Annotated in this window: 16 protein-coding genes; 3 read left to right on the top strand and 13 right to left on the bottom strand. The window is 56.9% G+C overall.

The window, feature by feature from the left end:
• Positions 1 to 2 precede the first annotated feature (2 nt).
• The 13 genes from P3B99_006160 to P3B99_006100 all read right to left on the bottom strand — a co-directional run bounded on the left by P3B99_006160 (position 3) and on the right by P3B99_006100 (position 13,111).
• On the bottom strand, positions 3 to 1,910 hold the full coding sequence (locus P3B99_006160) for an NADH-quinone oxidoreductase subunit L (protein ID WYJ06792.1): 1,908 nt from the start codon (positions 1,908 to 1,910) through the stop codon (positions 3 to 5).
• A 4-nt stretch (positions 1,911 to 1,914) separates the two neighbouring features.
• Positions 1,915 to 2,220: an NADH-quinone oxidoreductase subunit NuoK gene (nuoK, locus tag P3B99_006155; GenBank protein WYJ06791.1), complete on the bottom strand. Its 306-nt coding sequence runs from the start codon at positions 2,218 to 2,220 to the stop codon at positions 1,915 to 1,917.
• Positions 2,221 to 2,234: 14 nt separating this feature from the next.
• Positions 2,235 to 2,741, bottom strand: coding sequence for an NADH-quinone oxidoreductase subunit J (locus P3B99_006150; protein WYJ06790.1), 507 nt, complete (start codon positions 2,739 to 2,741; stop codon positions 2,235 to 2,237).
• Positions 2,741 to 3,277: an NADH-quinone oxidoreductase subunit I gene (locus tag P3B99_006145; GenBank protein ID WYJ06789.1), complete on the bottom strand. Its 537-nt coding sequence runs from the start codon at positions 3,275 to 3,277 to the stop codon at positions 2,741 to 2,743. Before P3B99_006145 ends, P3B99_006150 begins: the two co-directional genes overlap by 1 nt.
• 18 nt (positions 3,278 to 3,295) lie before the next feature.
• Entirely contained in the window at positions 3,296 to 4,420 is a 1,125-nt protein-coding gene (locus P3B99_006140; protein ID WYJ06788.1) for a complex I subunit 1 family protein, read from the bottom strand.
• 3 nt (positions 4,421 to 4,423) lie between these two features.
• Positions 4,424 to 6,100 (bottom strand): 2Fe-2S iron-sulfur cluster-binding protein, encoded by a 1,677-nt coding sequence (locus P3B99_006135; GenBank protein ID WYJ06787.1) that lies wholly within the window; start codon positions 6,098 to 6,100, stop codon positions 4,424 to 4,426.
• 2 nt (positions 6,101 to 6,102) lie between these two features.
• Entirely contained in the window at positions 6,103 to 7,467 is a 1,365-nt protein-coding gene (gene nuoF, locus P3B99_006130) for an NADH-quinone oxidoreductase subunit NuoF (GenBank protein ID WYJ06786.1), read from the bottom strand.
• 3 nt (positions 7,468 to 7,470) lie between these two features.
• On the bottom strand, positions 7,471 to 8,022 hold the full coding sequence (locus P3B99_006125) for an NAD(P)H-dependent oxidoreductase subunit E (GenBank protein WYJ06785.1): 552 nt from the start codon (positions 8,020 to 8,022) through the stop codon (positions 7,471 to 7,473).
• A gap of 18 nt (positions 8,023 to 8,040) precedes the next feature.
• Positions 8,041 to 9,258, bottom strand: coding sequence for an NADH dehydrogenase (quinone) subunit D (gene nuoD / locus P3B99_006120; protein ID WYJ06784.1), 1,218 nt, complete (start codon positions 9,256 to 9,258; stop codon positions 8,041 to 8,043).
• 13 nt (positions 9,259 to 9,271) lie between these two features.
• Positions 9,272 to 9,883, bottom strand: a complete 612-nt coding sequence (locus P3B99_006115; protein ID WYJ06783.1) for an NADH-quinone oxidoreductase subunit C — start codon at positions 9,881 to 9,883, stop codon at positions 9,272 to 9,274.
• Between the two features lie 8 nt (positions 9,884 to 9,891).
• Positions 9,892 to 10,401 (bottom strand): NADH-quinone oxidoreductase subunit NuoB, encoded by a 510-nt coding sequence (gene nuoB, locus P3B99_006110; GenBank protein WYJ06782.1) that lies wholly within the window; start codon positions 10,399 to 10,401, stop codon positions 9,892 to 9,894.
• A gap of 257 nt (positions 10,402 to 10,658) precedes the next feature.
• Positions 10,659 to 11,468, bottom strand: coding sequence for a hypothetical protein (locus tag P3B99_006105; GenBank protein ID WYJ06781.1), 810 nt, complete (start codon positions 11,466 to 11,468; stop codon positions 10,659 to 10,661).
• Positions 11,469 to 11,656: 188 nt separating this feature from the next.
• Positions 11,657 to 13,111: a pyruvate carboxylase subunit B gene (locus P3B99_006100; protein ID WYJ06780.1), complete on the bottom strand. Its 1,455-nt coding sequence runs from the start codon at positions 13,109 to 13,111 to the stop codon at positions 11,657 to 11,659.
• A gap of 148 nt (positions 13,112 to 13,259) precedes the next feature.
• Between P3B99_006100 and miaB the strand changes: the two genes are divergently transcribed.
• The 3 genes from miaB to P3B99_006085 are packed head-to-tail and all read left to right on the top strand — an operon-like array spanning position 13,260 to position 15,953.
• Complete coding sequence (gene miaB, locus P3B99_006095) at positions 13,260 to 14,651, top strand: tRNA (N6-isopentenyl adenosine(37)-C2)-methylthiotransferase MiaB (protein WYJ06779.1); 1,392 nt, start codon at positions 13,260 to 13,262, stop codon at positions 14,649 to 14,651.
• 34 nt (positions 14,652 to 14,685) lie between these two features.
• A complete protein-coding gene (locus P3B99_006090) occupies positions 14,686 to 15,549 on the top strand; it encodes a phosphatidylglycerol lysyltransferase domain-containing protein (GenBank protein WYJ06778.1) in 864 nt (287 codons plus the stop codon).
• Positions 15,546 to 15,953: a GNAT family N-acetyltransferase gene (locus P3B99_006085; protein ID WYJ06777.1), complete on the top strand. Its 408-nt coding sequence runs from the start codon at positions 15,546 to 15,548 to the stop codon at positions 15,951 to 15,953. Before P3B99_006090 ends, P3B99_006085 begins: the two co-directional genes overlap by 4 nt.
• The last annotated feature ends 58 nt before the right edge of the window (positions 15,954 to 16,011 follow it).

Here is a 16,011-nt window from a genome sequence, read left to right as displayed (position 1 = left end):
TCCTACGCATAAATTATGACGAACAATAAGACGAACCCCGCCACAAGCCACTTGACCTGCGAGTTCGCCGAAGCGTCGTGAAGCCGTTTGAAGCCCTGCCCTATCACGGCGCAGACAATGCCCGTTCCGCGGACAAGCAGAAGCTCGACAAGCAGCAAATCGACGAAAGTCGCAAGGAAAATCGCGACGCGCTGTTGGACTTTCGCCACATAGTAGTTGTAAACGTCGTCGAACCAACCGTGTTTGTTGAGGGCTTTGTAGAGGCGCGGCAGGCGTTTTTCCACAAGGTCGTAGCCGCGCGAGCGTCCGTAGACGACGTACGCGAAAGCGATTCCGACGAGAGTTGCGATAAGCGCAGCGTTTTCGAGCGTGTGGACGTCGGGAATTTTCGCCAGAGCCGAGCGGTGGATTTCCCAAACCGACGAGATGAACGACGTCGCCGAAGCGGGAATGAGCGCGTTCATTTTTCCGTCCGCCCAGACTATTCCGTACGCAAAGCTCCAAGCCCCCGCGAGCGAATAGAGCGCGAGCACCACGAGCGGCAGAACCATGAACATAGAGCTTTCCCGCGCGTGTTCCGCCTTTTCCGAGTGCGGTTTCCCGCAGAAGACGTTGAAGAAAAGCCTGCCCATGTAAATAGGCGTAAGCACCGCCGCTCCCGCGACGAGCCAGAAAACGATTTTGTCGAAGAGGACGCCCTCAACCGAACGTCCGTAGGCTGCGGTGAGAATCGCCTCTTTGCTGTAATAGCCCGAAAAATACGGAATCGCGATAATCGAGAGCGTTGCAATCAGCGCGACAATCGAGGTTGCGGGCATCTTTTTGAAAAGCCCGCCCATTTTGAAGATATCCTGCTCGTGGCGGCACGCGTGGATTATCGAGCCCGCCACAAGGAAGAGTGCAGCCTTGAAGAACGCGTGGGTCGTGAGGTGGTACATTGCAAGCTCGTAGCCCAAGCCGACGCCTACGCCCATCAAGCCCAAGTGAGCCAGAGTGGAGTACGCCAAGATTTTCTTGATGTCGTTTTGCCCCAAAGCCCAAAGACCGGCGAAGAACGCCATCAACGCGCAAAGAATCGTCGCGACGTCGAGCACTTCGGGGGTGAGGAAGCCGATTGTCGAAAGGCGAACCATCATGAACACGCCCGCGGCAACCATCGTCGCGGCGTGGATAAGGGCCGAAACGGGAGTCGGCCCCGCCATTGCGTCGGCAAGCCAAACTTGCAGGGGGAACTGCGCGCTCTTTCCGAGGAAGCCGCAGAGAATCAGAAGCCCCATCGCGGTGGACGCCTTTTCGGGGGTCGCCCTGAAAATTTCGGCAAGCCCGCAGAAGTCGGTCGTGCCGAGAGACGCCTGACAGAAAATTATGCCGAGCAAAAAGCCGAAGTCGCCCACTCTGTTTACTATGAACGCCTTTTTGGAAGCCTCGCGGGCGGCATCGGTGTCGGCATAGTGGGCAATCAGCGCGTACGAGCTGAACCCCACCAGTTCCCAGAACACGAACATCATAAACAGGTTCGACGCCAGCACAATCCCCGTCATCGAGAACATGAAGAAGCTCAAGCCCGCAAAGAAGCGCGACTTCGCCTTGTCGTCGTCCATGTATCCCACGCTGAAAACGTGGATTAGAAAGCCCACAAAGCAGACCACAAACAGCATGTTCCGCGTAAGCCCGTCGAAGAGGAAGCCGAAGTCGAAGTTGAGCGAGCCGAGTTCGAAGAGACATGCGGAGCTTTTGAAAAGCGAATCCGCCCCCGACGCAAATTCCGCCGAGAGAACCGCCCCAAGCGCGACCGCCGCCGACAGCACCGAGACCGCCGCGCCGCCCCACTTGCTCCTGCGCAAAAACAGCGCGATTACCGCCGCCGACAAAAGCGGCAGGAACAAAACCAAACTTAATTGAGATTGCATTTTATTAGTCTCCGAGAGTGTTGAGGTGTTTCGTCGAGACCGTGTTTTCGAGGGCGAACAGTCGCGTGATTATCGCAAGCCCCACCGCCACTTCCGACGCCGCTATCGCGAGCACGAAGAACGCGAAAACCGCGCCGTCCATGTCGTTGTAAGCCGAAGCGAACGCCGCGAACGCGAGCATCGCGCCCAGCAGCATGAACTCCACGCACATGAAGATTGTAATCAAATTCCGCTTGAACATCACGCCGAGAAGACCCGTCGCAAAAAGAGCCAACGCGGGAAACAAAAACTGGTGCAAAGTGTGTTCCATAAAAAAGTCCCTTTCTATTTCCTTCCGTCGCGGTGTTTTGCTATCGCGATTACCCCGACCATCGCCGCCAAGAGCGTGATTCCCGCAATTTCGAACGGCAGCATAAAAGTTGTGAAGAGCGCAATGCCGTAGTTTTTCGCCGCCGACACCGCGGGAATGCCCGCCTGCGCCGTATCTGCGCCCGCGCAGCCGCGCAGAATCTGCGGTTCGAAAACTCCTATGAGCGCGAGCACCGCCGCCCAGAGCAGCAGCAGAACGCCGCGCTTTATCCAGCCCGCGCCGTCGCGCTTGTCGCCTATGAGCATTACGACGAACACGAACAAGACCAGAACCGCGCCCGCGTAGACCATTACGAGCACGAACGCCAAGAAGTACGCTTTCATCAGTAGCAGAAGCCCCGCCGCGCCGAGAATCGACGCAAGCATCGACATCGCCTGATTGACGTATCCGCGAACCGTAAGCACGCCGACCGCGCCGCCGAGGCACAAGCCGCAGAAAATGTAATACATAATGTCTTCCATTATTTTCTTCCTCCGAATTCTGCGTTGTCCTTGACTTTTTTCCACTTCATAATCTTGTCGGGCAGGACGCCTCCCGCCGCGTAGAGGTCGGCCTTGTGGCGGATAAATTCCTCGCGCGTATAGCCGTTTATGGAAAATTCGTTTTGCAGTACAATCGCCTTTTCGGGGCAGACTTCCTGACAAAGCCCGCAGAATATGCAGCGGAGCATGTTGATTTGGAAATCCTGCGGGGCTTTTTCTATGTACGCGTACTCGCTGTCTTCGGGAATCGGGCCGGGGAAGACGCGGATTGCCTTCGAAGGGCAGACGAATTCGCAAAGCTGGCACGACACGCATTTTTCGCGCCCCTGCGAATCCTTCACGAGCGTCGGTGCGCCGCGGTATCCCACGGGAAGCACGGGCGACTGGTCGGGATATTCCAGCGTAACGCGCGGCTTGAATATGTTTTTGAACGTTATAAACAGACCCGAAACTATTTGGGGCAAATAGAGTTTTTCCCAAAAGCTCAGGCGTTTTCTTTCGACTACGATAGCCATAGATTTATCCGTTGAAATTTAGAAAGACATAATCAGCAGGTATGCCACGAAGTTCGCGAGCGCAAGCGGCACAAGAGCCTTCCAGCCCAGCCGCATGACTTGGTCGTACCTGAAACGCGGAAGAGTCCAGCGAACCCAGATAAAGAAGAAGAGCATTGCCGCGATTTTCACGATGAACGTAAGCAGCGACATCACCGCCCCGACCCAGCCCCAAAATTCGGGCCACGCCACCCCCGGAAGCGGATTCCAGCCGCCGAGGAACAGCACTATGAACAGCGACGACCCAAGCACCATGTGCCCATATTCGCCCACGAAGAACAGCCCGAATTTGAAGCTGCCGTATTCGGTGTGGTATCCGCTGACGAGGTCGGTTTCGCTTTCCGCCATATCGAAGGGAAGCCTGTTCGTTTCGGCGAAGAGCGCGACGAGGAACAGGAACGCCGACACGGGCTGCAAGAGGCAGAACCACACGTTCTGCTGCGCGCGCGCGATTTCGAAAAGGCTCAGGGGGCTGTCGGAGTTTCGCGCAACCCACATAACCACGGGCAGAACCGAAAGCCCCATCGCAAGCTCGTAGCTTACCACCTGCGCCGAAGCCCTCATCGCGCCCATGTAGGGGAATTTGCTGTTCGACGACCAGCCCGCCATGAGCGCGCCGTACACGCCAAGAGAGCCGATTGCGAGCGCGAAGACGAGGCTTACGTCGATGTCCGCCGCGGAGAGCGGACAGAGCTGACCGTCGCTCCAATACGCGCCGAACGGGACAACGCACGCGGCGATGAGCACGGGCGAAAGCGCGATTACGGGAGCTGCCATATACCAAAACTTGTTGACGTGCTTCGGAAGAGGGTCTTCTTTCAGCAGGAATTTGAGCCCGTCCGCAACGAGCTGCATAAGCCCGTTCTTTTTCAGAAAGTTGCCAACAAGCGGAACCGCAGCAACAATGGGAATCGCCGTGCGGTTCGGGCCGAATCTGCCCTGAATGTACGCGCAGACCTTTCTTTCGGCGACAACGCTAAGCCCCGCGAAGCACATCACGAGCATTATTGCCCCCAGGCTGCACAGCACCTTGAATGCGATGTCCGTCGCGATTGCGCACCACTGCGCGTCGGCAAAAACGGGAATGTTCGAAAGCGTATCCATAAATCAATCCTTGGCGTGCTGGTTTTTAGTAAAGTGGATTGCGTCGGCTTCGGGAAAGTCCACGTCCGCAAACGCCGAGCCGTCAATCTGCCTGCCCTGCGAACCCACCTCGGCGCAGTCCGCAAGCGCGGGAATCTTCGACGCCATTACGCGGCGGATTTCGTCCACCGACGGAATCGCGAACGACGCCCCCGTGAGGTCGCGCAAAAGCGACATTATAAATTCGAGGTCGTCAATCGTGCCCTTTTGCGGCTCGACCGCCTTTTCGAATTTCTGTACGCGGAACTGGCGGTTGACCCACAGCCCGCGCTTTTCGAATTCGCTTCGGAGCGGAACGCAGATTTTCGCCGCCGCACTCGTTTCGTTTTCGAGCGCGCCGCAGTAGACGACGTTCGCCGACTTGAAATCCTTTGCGTCGAAGCCCAAAGCCTGCAAGTTTTCGCGGAAGCAAAGAACCGTCTTCACATCGCCCGCGCGGATTTTCAGCACGAGGTCGGAGAGGTCGGACGGCGGATATGCTTTTGTCAAGCCCGTGATGAACGCGCCGCGCATGTTGGGCGTGCGGTCGGCGGAAACGAGCTTGCCGTCGTCGTCGTCGGTATGCGAGGCAATGAAGACTTCCGCCTTGCACGCCTTTGCAAGCTCCGCAATGGCGTACTGCTCTTCGAGCGTCTGCCACGCGTTTGCGACAATCGCCACTTTCCCGAGTTTGAGAATTTCAACGCACCTGTCCGCCGCGTAGGAAAGCTCGCACGGCGACGAGTCTATGCGCGCGCGGGCGAGCCTGTTTTCCTGCTTGAAGCGGCGGAAAACGTACCTGCCCGAATCGCTCATGAACATGTCGTTGACGGCGTCGTTGCGGCGCGGGGTGATGCGGTAGATTTCTCCGTTGCGCGACCACACGCGCGTGTTGGCGCCCGCGCTGCTTTCGGCGCAAATGCTGTCGGTGGTCTTCAAGAACCACGTTCTCATCTTGAAGCGGAACGCCTTTTCGGTGAGAGCGCCCACGGGACAGCCGTCGGAGACGTTAATCAAATAGTTGCTGTCGTTGTCCGTTTCGGGATAGACCGAAATTTCGGTTTTCGAGCCGCGCTTCGTGAAGCCGAAAATGCTGTGCCCTATGAATTCGTTGCAGAAGCGGATACAGCGCGAGCACTGAATGCAGCGTTCGGCGTCGAGCATGATTTTCCCCGCGACATCGACCTTTTTGGGCTTTACGTTTTTGCGCTCAACATACCTCGATTCCGCGTTGCCGTACGCGTGCGTGTACTCTTGGAGTTTGCATTCGCCCGCCTTGTCGCAGATGGGGCAGTCGAGCGGGTGGTTGAGCAAAAGGAATTCGAGGACGCTTCTGCGGCAGTCCTTCACGGCGTCGCTGTCGGTGATGACGTGCATGCCCTCGGCGACGTTCGTTCCGCAGGAAATCGACGGCTTGGGCGCCCACGCTATTTTCTGCGAGCCGTCGGGATTTTTAATGAGTTCGCCCGTCGCCCTGTCGCGCGCGGGCATGCCCGTGTACACAAGGCACATTCTGCACGAACCCGCAACCTTCAAATTCGGGTGGTAGCAAAAGAACGGAATTTCGATTCCCAAGCTTCGGCACGTTTCGAGGACATTGCGCCCCGCTTCGACGGTGTAGTCTGTGCCGTTTATGTTTACGTTTACGGTTTTCTTGTCCATCGCTAAATGAGCCTGTATGCGTTGTTGTCCGCCCTCGCCTGACCTCCGACGGTCTCCTGACGGCGGATTTTCTCGTAGTATTCCTCTTTGAACTTGCCGACGTTGCTTTGCACCGGCCACGCCGAACCTTCGCCGAGGGCGCAAATCGTGCGTCCGCAGATGTTGTCGGCGACGCTTTTGAGAAGTTCGACGTCCTCTTTGCGTCCCCAGCCCTCGCAGATGCGGCGCGAAATCCGCGCGAGCCACTGGGTGCCTTCGCGGCAGGGGGTGCACTGTCCGCAGCTTTCGTGCGCGTAGAACTGGCACAGGTTCGCGAGAGCCTCCGCCATGTCGATTGTGTTGTCCATGACGATTATGCCGCAAGAGCCGATTGCCGTTCCGCATTTTTGAAACGAAACGGCGTCGAGGGGAATGTCCTCCGTGCGCATTTCGGTTATCGAGCCGTCGGGGTTTGTGATTTTATATTTGTCGTCCCATTTGAGGATTTTCATCGACGAGCCGCCCGGGATAACCGCCTTGAACCTGCGCCCCGCGAGCGGGCCGCCGCAGAGGTCGTAGAGAAGTTCGCCGAGCGTGCACGAGCCTGTGAGGATTTCGTAGCGGCCGGGCTTCTGGACAAGCCCGCTGACGCCCCAGACGTGCGTGCCGGGGTCGGCGGGCGCGCCGAGCTTCGAGACGTATTCGCCGCCCTTGTCGAAAACCACGGGCACCCAGCAGAGCGACTCCACGTTGTTGACGACCGTCGGGCAGTCGTAAAGCCCCATGACCGCGGGGAAGTACGGCGGCTTGATGCGCGGGTTTGCGCGCTTTCCCGCAAGCGACTGTATAAGCCCCGTTTCCTCGCCGCAGACGTAGCAGCCCGCGCCGCGGCAAACGGTAAGCTCGCAGGAGTAGCCGCTTCCGCAGATGTTTTTGCCGACGAAGTTTTTGGCTTTCGCCTCTTCGATTGCCTTGATTAAAACGCGGTATCCGTTGATGTACTCGCCTCTAATATAAATGAACGCCTGCGCCGCGCCGATTGCGTATGCGGCGCACATCATGCCCTCTATGAGCTTGTGGGGGTCCTGATAGATTACGAGCCTGTCTTTGCACGTCCCGGGTTCGGATTCGTCGGCGTTCGCGATGAGGTACACTGGCTTTCCGCTTTTGCGGTCTATGAATTTCCACTTCATTCCAATTGGAAATCCCGCCCCGCCGCGTCCGCGCAGGTTCGATTTCAGCATTTCCGCGCAGAGGTCGGCGGGATTGCGCTTGACGGTTTCGGACAGAATTCTGTACCCGCCCGCCGAGACGTATTTTTCGACCGAGGTATTCCAGCCCTCCAAGTCGATGTGCTCGTAAATGATTCGTGTTTGTTCGGCAGCCATTGTTTAGCCTTTGTATGCGGGTGAATTGAAATCTCCGCCGCCCTGCGGGGCGTCGAAAGCCGACTTCGGGTCAAGTTCTCCGTTTTTGTCAAGCTCGCCGAGTTTTTCGACGAATTTTTCGGCGTCTTCGGGCACTACCCTCTCGAAAAGCTTGTCGTTAACCTGAACGTTCGGGCCTTTCACGCAGTTGCCCAGACATTCCACAAATTCGAGCGTGTAGATTCCGCGCGTTTCGCCGACGGGGCAGCCTATGCGCTTCGCCAATTCGTGCCCGAGCTTTACAGAGCCCGCCATCGCGCACGAGAGCGTGCGGCACACTTTTATGTGGATTCGCCCGCGCGGCTCCTGCGAATACATCGGGTAGAACGAGAGCATTCCGTAGACGTCAACGGGTTCGACGCCGAGCTTGCCCGCCGCGAACTTGATTGCGGAGTCGTCGAAATATCCGAATGTCTCCTGAATGAGGTGCATTACAATCATCGCAGCCGACCGCTTTTGCGGATACTGCGCGATAATCGCGTCGCACTTGGCTTCCAATTCCGAATTGATTTCCATTTTCAGCTCCTAAAAAAATTACCTGTCGCACTCGCCGAGAACGAAGTCGAACGAGCCTAAAATTACCGCCATGTCGCTCATGTGGTGCCCCGGCAGAATTTCCTGCATCGCCGAGAGGCTCACGAACGACGGCGCGCGCACCTTCACCCTGTACGGAACTCCGCCGCCTTTCGACATCACGAAGAAACCGAGCGCGCCTTTGGGGTTTTCCGCCTCGAAGTACGCCTCGCCCGCGGGAATGTCGGGGCCTTGCGTTGTGAGGACGAAGTTGTTAATCAAATCCTCCATGTCGCGCAAAACCTTGTCCTTTTTGGGCAGGACTATTTTCGGGTCGGAAATGTTCACCGCGCCGTCGGGCATTTTTTCTATCGCCTGACGAACGATGCGGATACTCTGGCGCATTTCCTCTATGCGGACAAGCCAGCGGTCGTAGCAGTCGCCGTGGACGCCGATGGGGACGTCGAACTCGTAGTTTTCGTAGCCGAGGTAGGGAAGGTCTTTGCGGAGGTCGTCGGCGACGCCGCTGCCCCTGAGGTTCGCGCCCGTAAGCCCCCACTGCATAGCCTGCTCCGCGCTGACAACGCCGATTCCCGCGGCGCGGTCCACGAAGATTTTGTTGCGCGTAATCAGCGCGTCGATTTCGTCGAGCGCGGGCAGAAACTGGTTTGCGAACGCGTTTACGTTGCCGAGCCAGCCGTCGGGAATGTCGCGCGCAAGCCCGCCGATTCTCGCGTACGAGGACGTCATGCGCGCGCCCGTGAGCTGTTCGAAAAGCGTCATCAGCTTTTCGCGCTGGGTGAAGCAGTACATGAAGACCGTCCACGAGCCGGCGTCCATGCCGTAGGCGGCAAGGCCGACCAAGTGGCTTGCTATGCGCGAAAGCTCGCAGCAGATAACGCGGATTGCCTTGCAGCGTTCGGTTATCTCGATTCCCGCGATTTTCTCGACGCAAAGGGCGAATGCGATGTTGTTGCACATCGGCGCAAGGTAGTCGAGCCTGTCGGTAAAGGGAATGAACTGGTTGTAGGTGAGGTTTTCGGCGACTTTCTCCTGCCCCCTGTGGAGCTGTCCGACAATCGGGTCGGCGCGGGTGATGAGGTCGCCGTCAAGTTCGAGCTTCATGCGCAGCACGCCGTGGGTTGCGGGGTGCGACGGCCCGATGTTTACAATCATTTTTTCGCCGAGTCTGTCCTCCGCAAGCGACGCGGGTTCGGGATATGTGAATTCTTTTTCCATCTCTTGAAAGGGCTTAAATGTTGTCGGAAGAGTCGCGCTGCGTTCTGCGGCTACGCGGCTCTTTTTGGGCGACGAACTTCACGCCGCCCGACGGCGAATGGAAAGGCCCGCCCTCTTCGGGCGCGGGCACGACTTTCGTCGCGTTTTCGTTGCCCTCGAAAGTCGGCGGAAGCGGGGCTTCCCTGCCTTCGAGGGGAAAGTCTTTGCGGAGCGGGTGCCACGGGTACGAGTCCCACATGAGGATTCTCGCAAGGCGCGGGTGCCCCTCGAAAACGATTCCCATCATGTCGAACGCCTCGCGTTCGAGCCAGTCCGCCCCCTTGAACACGGGGCAGAGCGACGGCAGTTTAGGCTCTTCCGCGCTTTCGCAGACGACGGCCAAGCGCAGATAGCATTTTTGCGTGTGCGAGAAGAAATGGTAGACCGCGCCGAAGCGGCGGCTTGCGAGGTTCGCGCCGAAATCGACCGCGGAAATGTCGTTGAGGCTCTGGAATTCGAATTTGTCGCGCAGAACCTGCGCGGCTTTTACGAGGTCTTCGGGGCGGCAGTCGAACGAGGGCATTCCGTCCGCGCTTTTGCGCTCCGTCAGAAACGGCAGTTCGGAAAGTATTTTTTCTTTTTCCATATCGAACCCTATTGTTTTGCGAAAAGTTCCCTTGCGGAATGGTCGTCGCGGATTTTGTTTTGAAGCGAAACGAGCGCATCGAGCAGGGCTTCGGGACGGGTCGGACAGCCGCCTACGTAGACGTCCACGGGAATGATTTTATCGACGCCCTGCAATGTCGAATAAGTGCGGAACATGCCGCCCGAACACGCACACGCGCCCATCGCCACGACCCACTTGGGAGCCGCCATTTGGTCGTACACGCGCTTGATTGAACCCGCCATTTTGTAGGTTACCGTTCCCGCGACAATCATGCAGTCGCTCTGGCGCGGGGAGAAGCGCATGACTTCCATGCCGAATCTTGCGATGTCGAAGCGCGAGCCGCCGACCGCCATGAGTTCGATTGCGCAACACGCAAGCCCCATCGGCTGCGGCCAAATCGAGTTCGCCCTGACCCAGTTTATGACCGCGTCGAGCTTTGTGTAGACAAAGCCCTGCTCGCCTTTTGCGTCGAATCCTTGCTGAATACACTTATCCATAATGAAAAAAATCGGCACCCATGCTAAGCGACCCGAACGAAAACTCAACAAATTTTTAACTATTAAAAATTGCACAAACGGGCGGAATTTTCTTGCAAACCCGCCGAAAAGTGGTTGCGCAAACGCCCGCGTTTCAACAGGAAAGACTGCCCCGCGCCGCCGCAAAAAAGCCTCAAAAACTCCCGCAAAAGGCGGAAGCGCGGGAAGCCCCCTATGCGCGGCGGAACGCCAGCCCGCGGCAAACAAGACCGCGCCGCCTATCGGGTTTCGCTTATGTACTTTATTGTCCCGCCCGCCTTGTAGTAGTATTTTTTGAAACGCTCCCAAACGGGAATGTCGGTCTGGCGGCGAGAAAATTCGGAAGTGTCGGAGACCACCATCACGGGTCTTGCGGAATCTCCCGCGCGGGTCTTTCTGGAAAGCTCCACATAGTAGACGCCGTGTTTGTAGAGGTCGGGCGAAAACTTTTTCGTGGGGGCGTAGCCCTCCTTGCCCGCGTCCACAACAAGCCTCGCGTAGTTGAGTTCGAGCGGCACTGTCGCAACGCCTTTTGAATCCGCCGCCACGACGTATTCGCGTTGTCCGAAAAGCGGCATGCGCTGGCGGACGTGCACCATGGCGTCGGGAATCGGGCGTTTTGTGGAATGGTCGCGAACGACGAACTTTGCGTCTATCACATACTCCTGCCCGATTGTCGTCATGATTGTGTTGCGCCTGCCGAAGTACGCCGACATTTCGTTGACGATTTCGCCGGCGTCGGAGGGAAACGCCCTGAACGCCAAGACCCGCGCGGGGTGGCGGGCGGACGGATTTTCGCGTTTGAGCTTCAACTCGGTTTTAAGCTCGTCGCCGATTTTTATGCCCTCGTCGCAGACCGTCGCCAAGTCGTAGCCCTCCTTGCCCGAAATTATCGTCAAGACGCGGGCGGTGTCGTCTATTTTGACCCTGCCCGAAGCGTCCGTCTTGTAAAGCCCGCACGGCGCAAACGGCGCGACGATGTCGGCGGTGGAGGCGTACACAAACGCTCCCGATACGGGAACACCCGTATCGGCGTCGCGCACTTCCACCGTGCGTTGAAACGTTCCGCAAGCCGCCGTCAAAAGACAGGCGGCAAAAGCGGCGCAAAAAAGAAAAATCCTGCCCATAGTTCGTAAAGTTAAGCCAACGGCGGAAAAATTGAAACATCAAAATCGGCATTGCGCAAAAAAAACGCCGAACCTTTGCGGTCGGCGTTTCGGAATGGGAAAGCCCCGCGCTACATGCTGACTTCGACGTGCTTCCTGACGCCGTCGATTGTGATGTCGAACTTCTGCGGCGAAACGCCCGCGCCCGCGGGTTTCTTGTCGGCGGGCGATTTGAGTTTGTAGGCGTCGCGCGGCTTCGTGTAGAGGTCTTCGAGCTGCTGCGGGAACATGGCGTAGATGACGCAATGTTCGTCGTCGTCCTTGATTCCCTTTGCGCGGAGCTGCTTGCGCAGGTCTTCCATGCCCGCAGGTTTGAGGTCGGCGGGGCGGCAGTCGATGGGCTCTTTGCCCGAAATCTTCTGCGCCAGCGCGCGGACTTCGGGGTCTACGGGAGCGGGCGTGCGCCCGTAGTAGCCGAGGGCGATGTCCATTGCCTGCGGCGTAAACATCTTCCAGCGTCCGAATTTCACGTTCATCATCGCCTGCGTGCCGACAATCTGCGAGGTCGGCGTCACGAGCGGAATCCAGCCGAGCTTTTCGCGGACATAGGGAACTTCCGCAAAAACCTCCTCGAACTTGTCCTCCATTTTCTGCTCTTTGAGCTGTACGCGGAAGTTCGAGAGCATGCCGCCGGGGACTTGGTAGACGAGCGCGTCGGTGTCGATAACCTCGTTTTTCGGGTTTTCGTAGAAGCCGAGCTTGTCGTAGACGCCCTTGAAATATTCGCGCAGTTCGGCGAGTTTTTTGAGGTCGTAGTCGGGCTTTCTTGCGTGGTCTTCGAGCATTGCGAGCATGCGGGCGGTGTCGGGCTGACCCGTGCCGTTTGCGAAAGGCGAAATCGAGACGTCGACGGCGTCCACGCCCGCGTCGATTGCCGCGTAGTAGGAAACCGCGCCCATTCCCGCGGTGTCGTGCGTGTGCAGCCACACGGGAATCTTGATGTTTTTCTTCAAGCCCTTGACGATTTCGTAGGTGACGTACGGCGGAATAAGCCCCGCCATGTCCTTGATTACCACCGCCGAGCAGCCCAAGTCTTCAAGCTGGCAGCCCAGTTTTACAAAGCTTTCGACCGTGTGCACGGGGCTTTTTGTGTAGCAGATTGTGCCGTGCGCCTCTTTGCCCGCCTCGTTTACCGCCCTGATTGCGCATTCGAGGTTGCGCGGGTCGTTGAGAGCGTCGAAAATGCGGAAAATGTCCATTCCGTGCTTCGCCGAAGCCTTGACGAACGCCTGAACGACGTCGTCGGGGAAGTGCGCGTAGGCGACGATATTCTGCCCCCTGAAAAGCATCATGTGCTTTGTCTTCGGGCACGCCTTTTTGAGGGCGTCGAGCCTGTCGAACGGAAATTCGCCGAGGAAGCGAAGCCCCGAATCTATCGTTGCGCCGCCCCATGTTTCGAGCGCGCCGAAGCCCATGGAATCGAGAATCGGGCACGCGGGAAGCATCATGTCGGTCGTCATGCGGGTTGCCGCAAGCGACTGGTGTCCGTCGCGCAAAACAGTGTTGTTGAATATTACAGGTTTCATGTTTTTTAAATATTTTAGACTTTTACTTTCTTCCAAAGTTTGAGAAAATCCGCCCCATAATGTCGGATTGTGTCGCCGACGCGGATTTCCAAGCAATAGAGAAAGCGACATTTGTCCCCGAATTTCAAGGAAAAAAAGTTTTCAAGAAGTGAAAGTCTACATCAGAACATACGGCTGCCAGATGAACGACCGCGATTCCGAAAACATCGCGGCGCAGTTTCTCGAACGCGGCTGGGAAATTACCGAAGACGAAAACGAATGCGACGTCGCCGTTGTAAACACGTGCTCCGTGCGCGAACAGGCGGAACAAAAGGCAATAGGCAAGCTCGGACACCTCGTCTGGCTGCGCAAGCCTTTCGGCAAAGACTTTCCCGTGGTCGGCGTCGCGGGCTGCATGGCGCAAAACAGGGGCGCGGAACTCGTCAAACTTCTGCCCGACTTGGACTTCGTTGCGGGCGCGCGCCAGACCCACAGGGTTGCCGACATCGCAATAGAAATCTGCGAAATGCGCAAACGCGGAATCAGACACCCCCAACTTCCCCTCGGCGCAAAACGCACCCCGAAAACGAGCGCGGCAATAGTAGACATCTCCGACGACAAAACCTCGCACCTTTTCATCAACAAACACCTTCCCATTACGGGAACAAGGAAGTCGTGCGCGTTCGTCTCGATAATGCAGGGCTGCCAAATGAACTGCTCCTACTGCATTGTGCCGAAAGTACGCGGGGCGCAACGCTCGCGGCCGACCGACGACATCGTCGGGGAAGTCAAAAAACTCGCCGACGCCGGCGTGCGCGAAATTACCCTTTTGGGACAGGTAGTAAACGCCTTCGGGCGCGAACTCGGAAAGACCGACGGCAAGACGGAATTCGTGCGCCTGCTGGAAAAAATAAACGCAATCGACGGAATCGCCCGAATTCGCTTCACATCGCCCCACCCCGCGTTTTTCGGAGGCGACCTTATCGACGCATATGCCGACATTCCAAAACTTTGCGAATACGTCCACCTTCCGCTCCAATCGGGAAGCAACCGCATTTTGAAGGAGATGAGGCGTCCGTACACTGCTGAAAAATTTCTGGAAATTGTCGAAAAACTGCGCTCGCGCAAGCCGAATATCTCCATTTCGACCGACATAATAGTGGGCTATCCCGACGAAACCGACGCCGATTTCGACGAAACGCGCAGGGTTTTCAAGGCGGCGGACTTCGACATGGCGTTCATCTTCAAATACAGTCCCAGAACGGGAACAAAATCGGCGGAACTGCCCGACTCCGTGCCCGAAAAAGTCAAGGAAGCCCGCAACCAGATACTGCTTGCAGACCTCGCCGAGCAGTCAATGCGCTACCACGACAAGCTCGTAGGCACTACGCAGGAGATACTTGTGGAAGCCCCCGCAAAACGCGGCGAAAGCCTTTTCATGGGGCGCACCCGCACTCACAGAAAGACCATTTTCCGCGCCTCGCCTGAGCTAATAGGCAGGCTTGTAAACGTAAAAATCGCAAAGGCTACAATCACCGCCCTTGAAGGCGAAATCGTCTGATTAACCGCGCCGCGCATATTACGATATGCAAAACATGCCGTTTAGACCAATCGCCCTTGCCGACAAAAAGCTGTTCGAGCTTGCCCGCGCCGAAAACCCGACCGACAGCTGCGAGCAGACTTTTGCCGTAAATTTTGCATATTCCGACAATTACAACACGCAAATTGCAGTCTGGAACGGACGCGTGGCAGTCTACAAACCCAAACATAAAATCCTGCACTATCCGATTGGCGCGGACACCGAGCCGCTGCAACTTATTGAATACGTAAAATTTGCAGAGTCGGGAGGCGCAAGGTTCGACTACATCTACGACGCCCCGCCCGACTATGCCGAAAAATTCCCCGATGCCGCCGAGTTTTTCGATATTCTGCAAAGCGACGGCGACGCCGACTACATTTACAATACCGAAGACCTGCGCGAGTTAAAAGGCGCGATTTTGCGCAAGAAACGCAACCACATCAAGCACTTCGAAACGGCAAACCCGCACTGGACTTTCGGGGAAATAGACTCCGCAAACATCGACGAAGCCCGCGAATTTGCCGCCGCCCGCGCCGCCGATTTCGACGCGGCGGCAATGCAAAAGGCGTTTGCAAATTTCGCCGACGCGGGATTTTCGGGCATAATATTGAGGAACGAAGCCCGACAAATTGCAGGGCTTGCCGTTTTTGCAAAAATTTCCGACACAATGGCGGACGCGGTTTTCGAGAAATCGGAAAAATCCGAGCGCGGCGCGGCGCAAATGCTCGTAAAAGTTGAAGCGGAATATCTTGTAAAGCAAGGTATCATTTTCATGAACCGCGAGCAGGACCTCGGCGAACCAAATTTGAGGCAGGCGAAAAGGTCGCTCGACCCCGCAAGAATGTACGCAAGGCTGTCGCTTGTACCAACAAAGCAATGAAATACGAAATTAAAAAGCTCGACTCAGACGCTTCCGAAATCGAAGCACAAGTCGCAAGACTCTATAAACTTGCAGGCTGGATAGCCCAGTCGGCAAGCGACTTTTCGCCCACAAAAAAAGCCCTCCAAAACTCGCACTGCGCCTACGGCGCGTTTGTCGGCGGGCAATTGGTCGGCTTTTTCAGGGCTATTTCCGACAAAGTGGGCGACGCCTACCTGCTCGACATGTTCGTAGAGACTGAATTCCGCAAAGCGGGAATAGGAACCGCCCTCTGCCGCGCGGTTGTAGAAAATTTGAAGCGCGACGGAATAGACTGGATAACATGCATTTCCACACCCGAAGGCAGGCGCGTTTACGAAAAGATTGCGGCAAAGATGGACGCCCACATTCCATTTAAATTCTAAGCCCTCACGCGGAAACGCTTGCACCCAATACGGGAACATTGCGGGCAAATTTTGCTCC

Source organism: Opitutia bacterium KCR 482 (genome assembly GCA_029269845.2).
In the GTDB taxonomy this organism is placed as follows: domain Bacteria; phylum Verrucomicrobiota; class Verrucomicrobiia; order Opitutales; family Intestinicryptomonadaceae; genus Merdousia.
This window is presented reverse-complemented; position numbering and strand designations above follow the sequence as displayed.

Coding starts and splice junctions, on each gene's coding strand:
- nuoF (WYJ06786.1), bottom strand. CDS start 7,467: ATGGCTGCCGAACAAACACGAATCATTTACGAGCACATCGACTTGGAG.
- P3B99_006090 (WYJ06778.1), top strand. CDS start 14,686: ATGCCGTTTAGACCAATCGCCCTTGCCGACAAAAAGCTGTTCGAGCTT.
- P3B99_006100 (WYJ06780.1), bottom strand. CDS start 13,111: ATGAAACCTGTAATATTCAACAACACTGTTTTGCGCGACGGACACCAG.
- P3B99_006085 (WYJ06777.1), top strand. CDS start 15,546: ATGAAATACGAAATTAAAAAGCTCGACTCAGACGCTTCCGAAATCGAA.
- P3B99_006135 (WYJ06787.1), bottom strand. CDS start 6,100: ATGGACAAGAAAACCGTAAACGTAAACATAAACGGCACAGACTACACC.
- nuoK (WYJ06791.1), bottom strand. CDS start 2,220: ATGGAACACACTTTGCACCAGTTTTTGTTTCCCGCGTTGGCTCTTTTT.
- P3B99_006160 (WYJ06792.1), bottom strand. CDS start 1,910: ATGCAATCTCAATTAAGTTTGGTTTTGTTCCTGCCGCTTTTGTCGGCG.
- P3B99_006125 (WYJ06785.1), bottom strand. CDS start 8,022: ATGGAAATCAATTCGGAATTGGAAGCCAAGTGCGACGCGATTATCGCG.
- P3B99_006150 (WYJ06790.1), bottom strand. CDS start 2,741: ATGGAAGACATTATGTATTACATTTTCTGCGGCTTGTGCCTCGGCGGC.
- P3B99_006140 (WYJ06788.1), bottom strand. CDS start 4,420: ATGGATACGCTTTCGAACATTCCCGTTTTTGCCGACGCGCAGTGGTGC.
- nuoB (WYJ06782.1), bottom strand. CDS start 10,401: ATGGATAAGTGTATTCAGCAAGGATTCGACGCAAAAGGCGAGCAGGGC.
- P3B99_006115 (WYJ06783.1), bottom strand. CDS start 9,883: ATGGAAAAAGAAAAAATACTTTCCGAACTGCCGTTTCTGACGGAGCGC.
- nuoD (WYJ06784.1), bottom strand. CDS start 9,258: ATGGAAAAAGAATTCACATATCCCGAACCCGCGTCGCTTGCGGAGGAC.
- P3B99_006145 (WYJ06789.1), bottom strand. CDS start 3,277: ATGGCTATCGTAGTCGAAAGAAAACGCCTGAGCTTTTGGGAAAAACTC.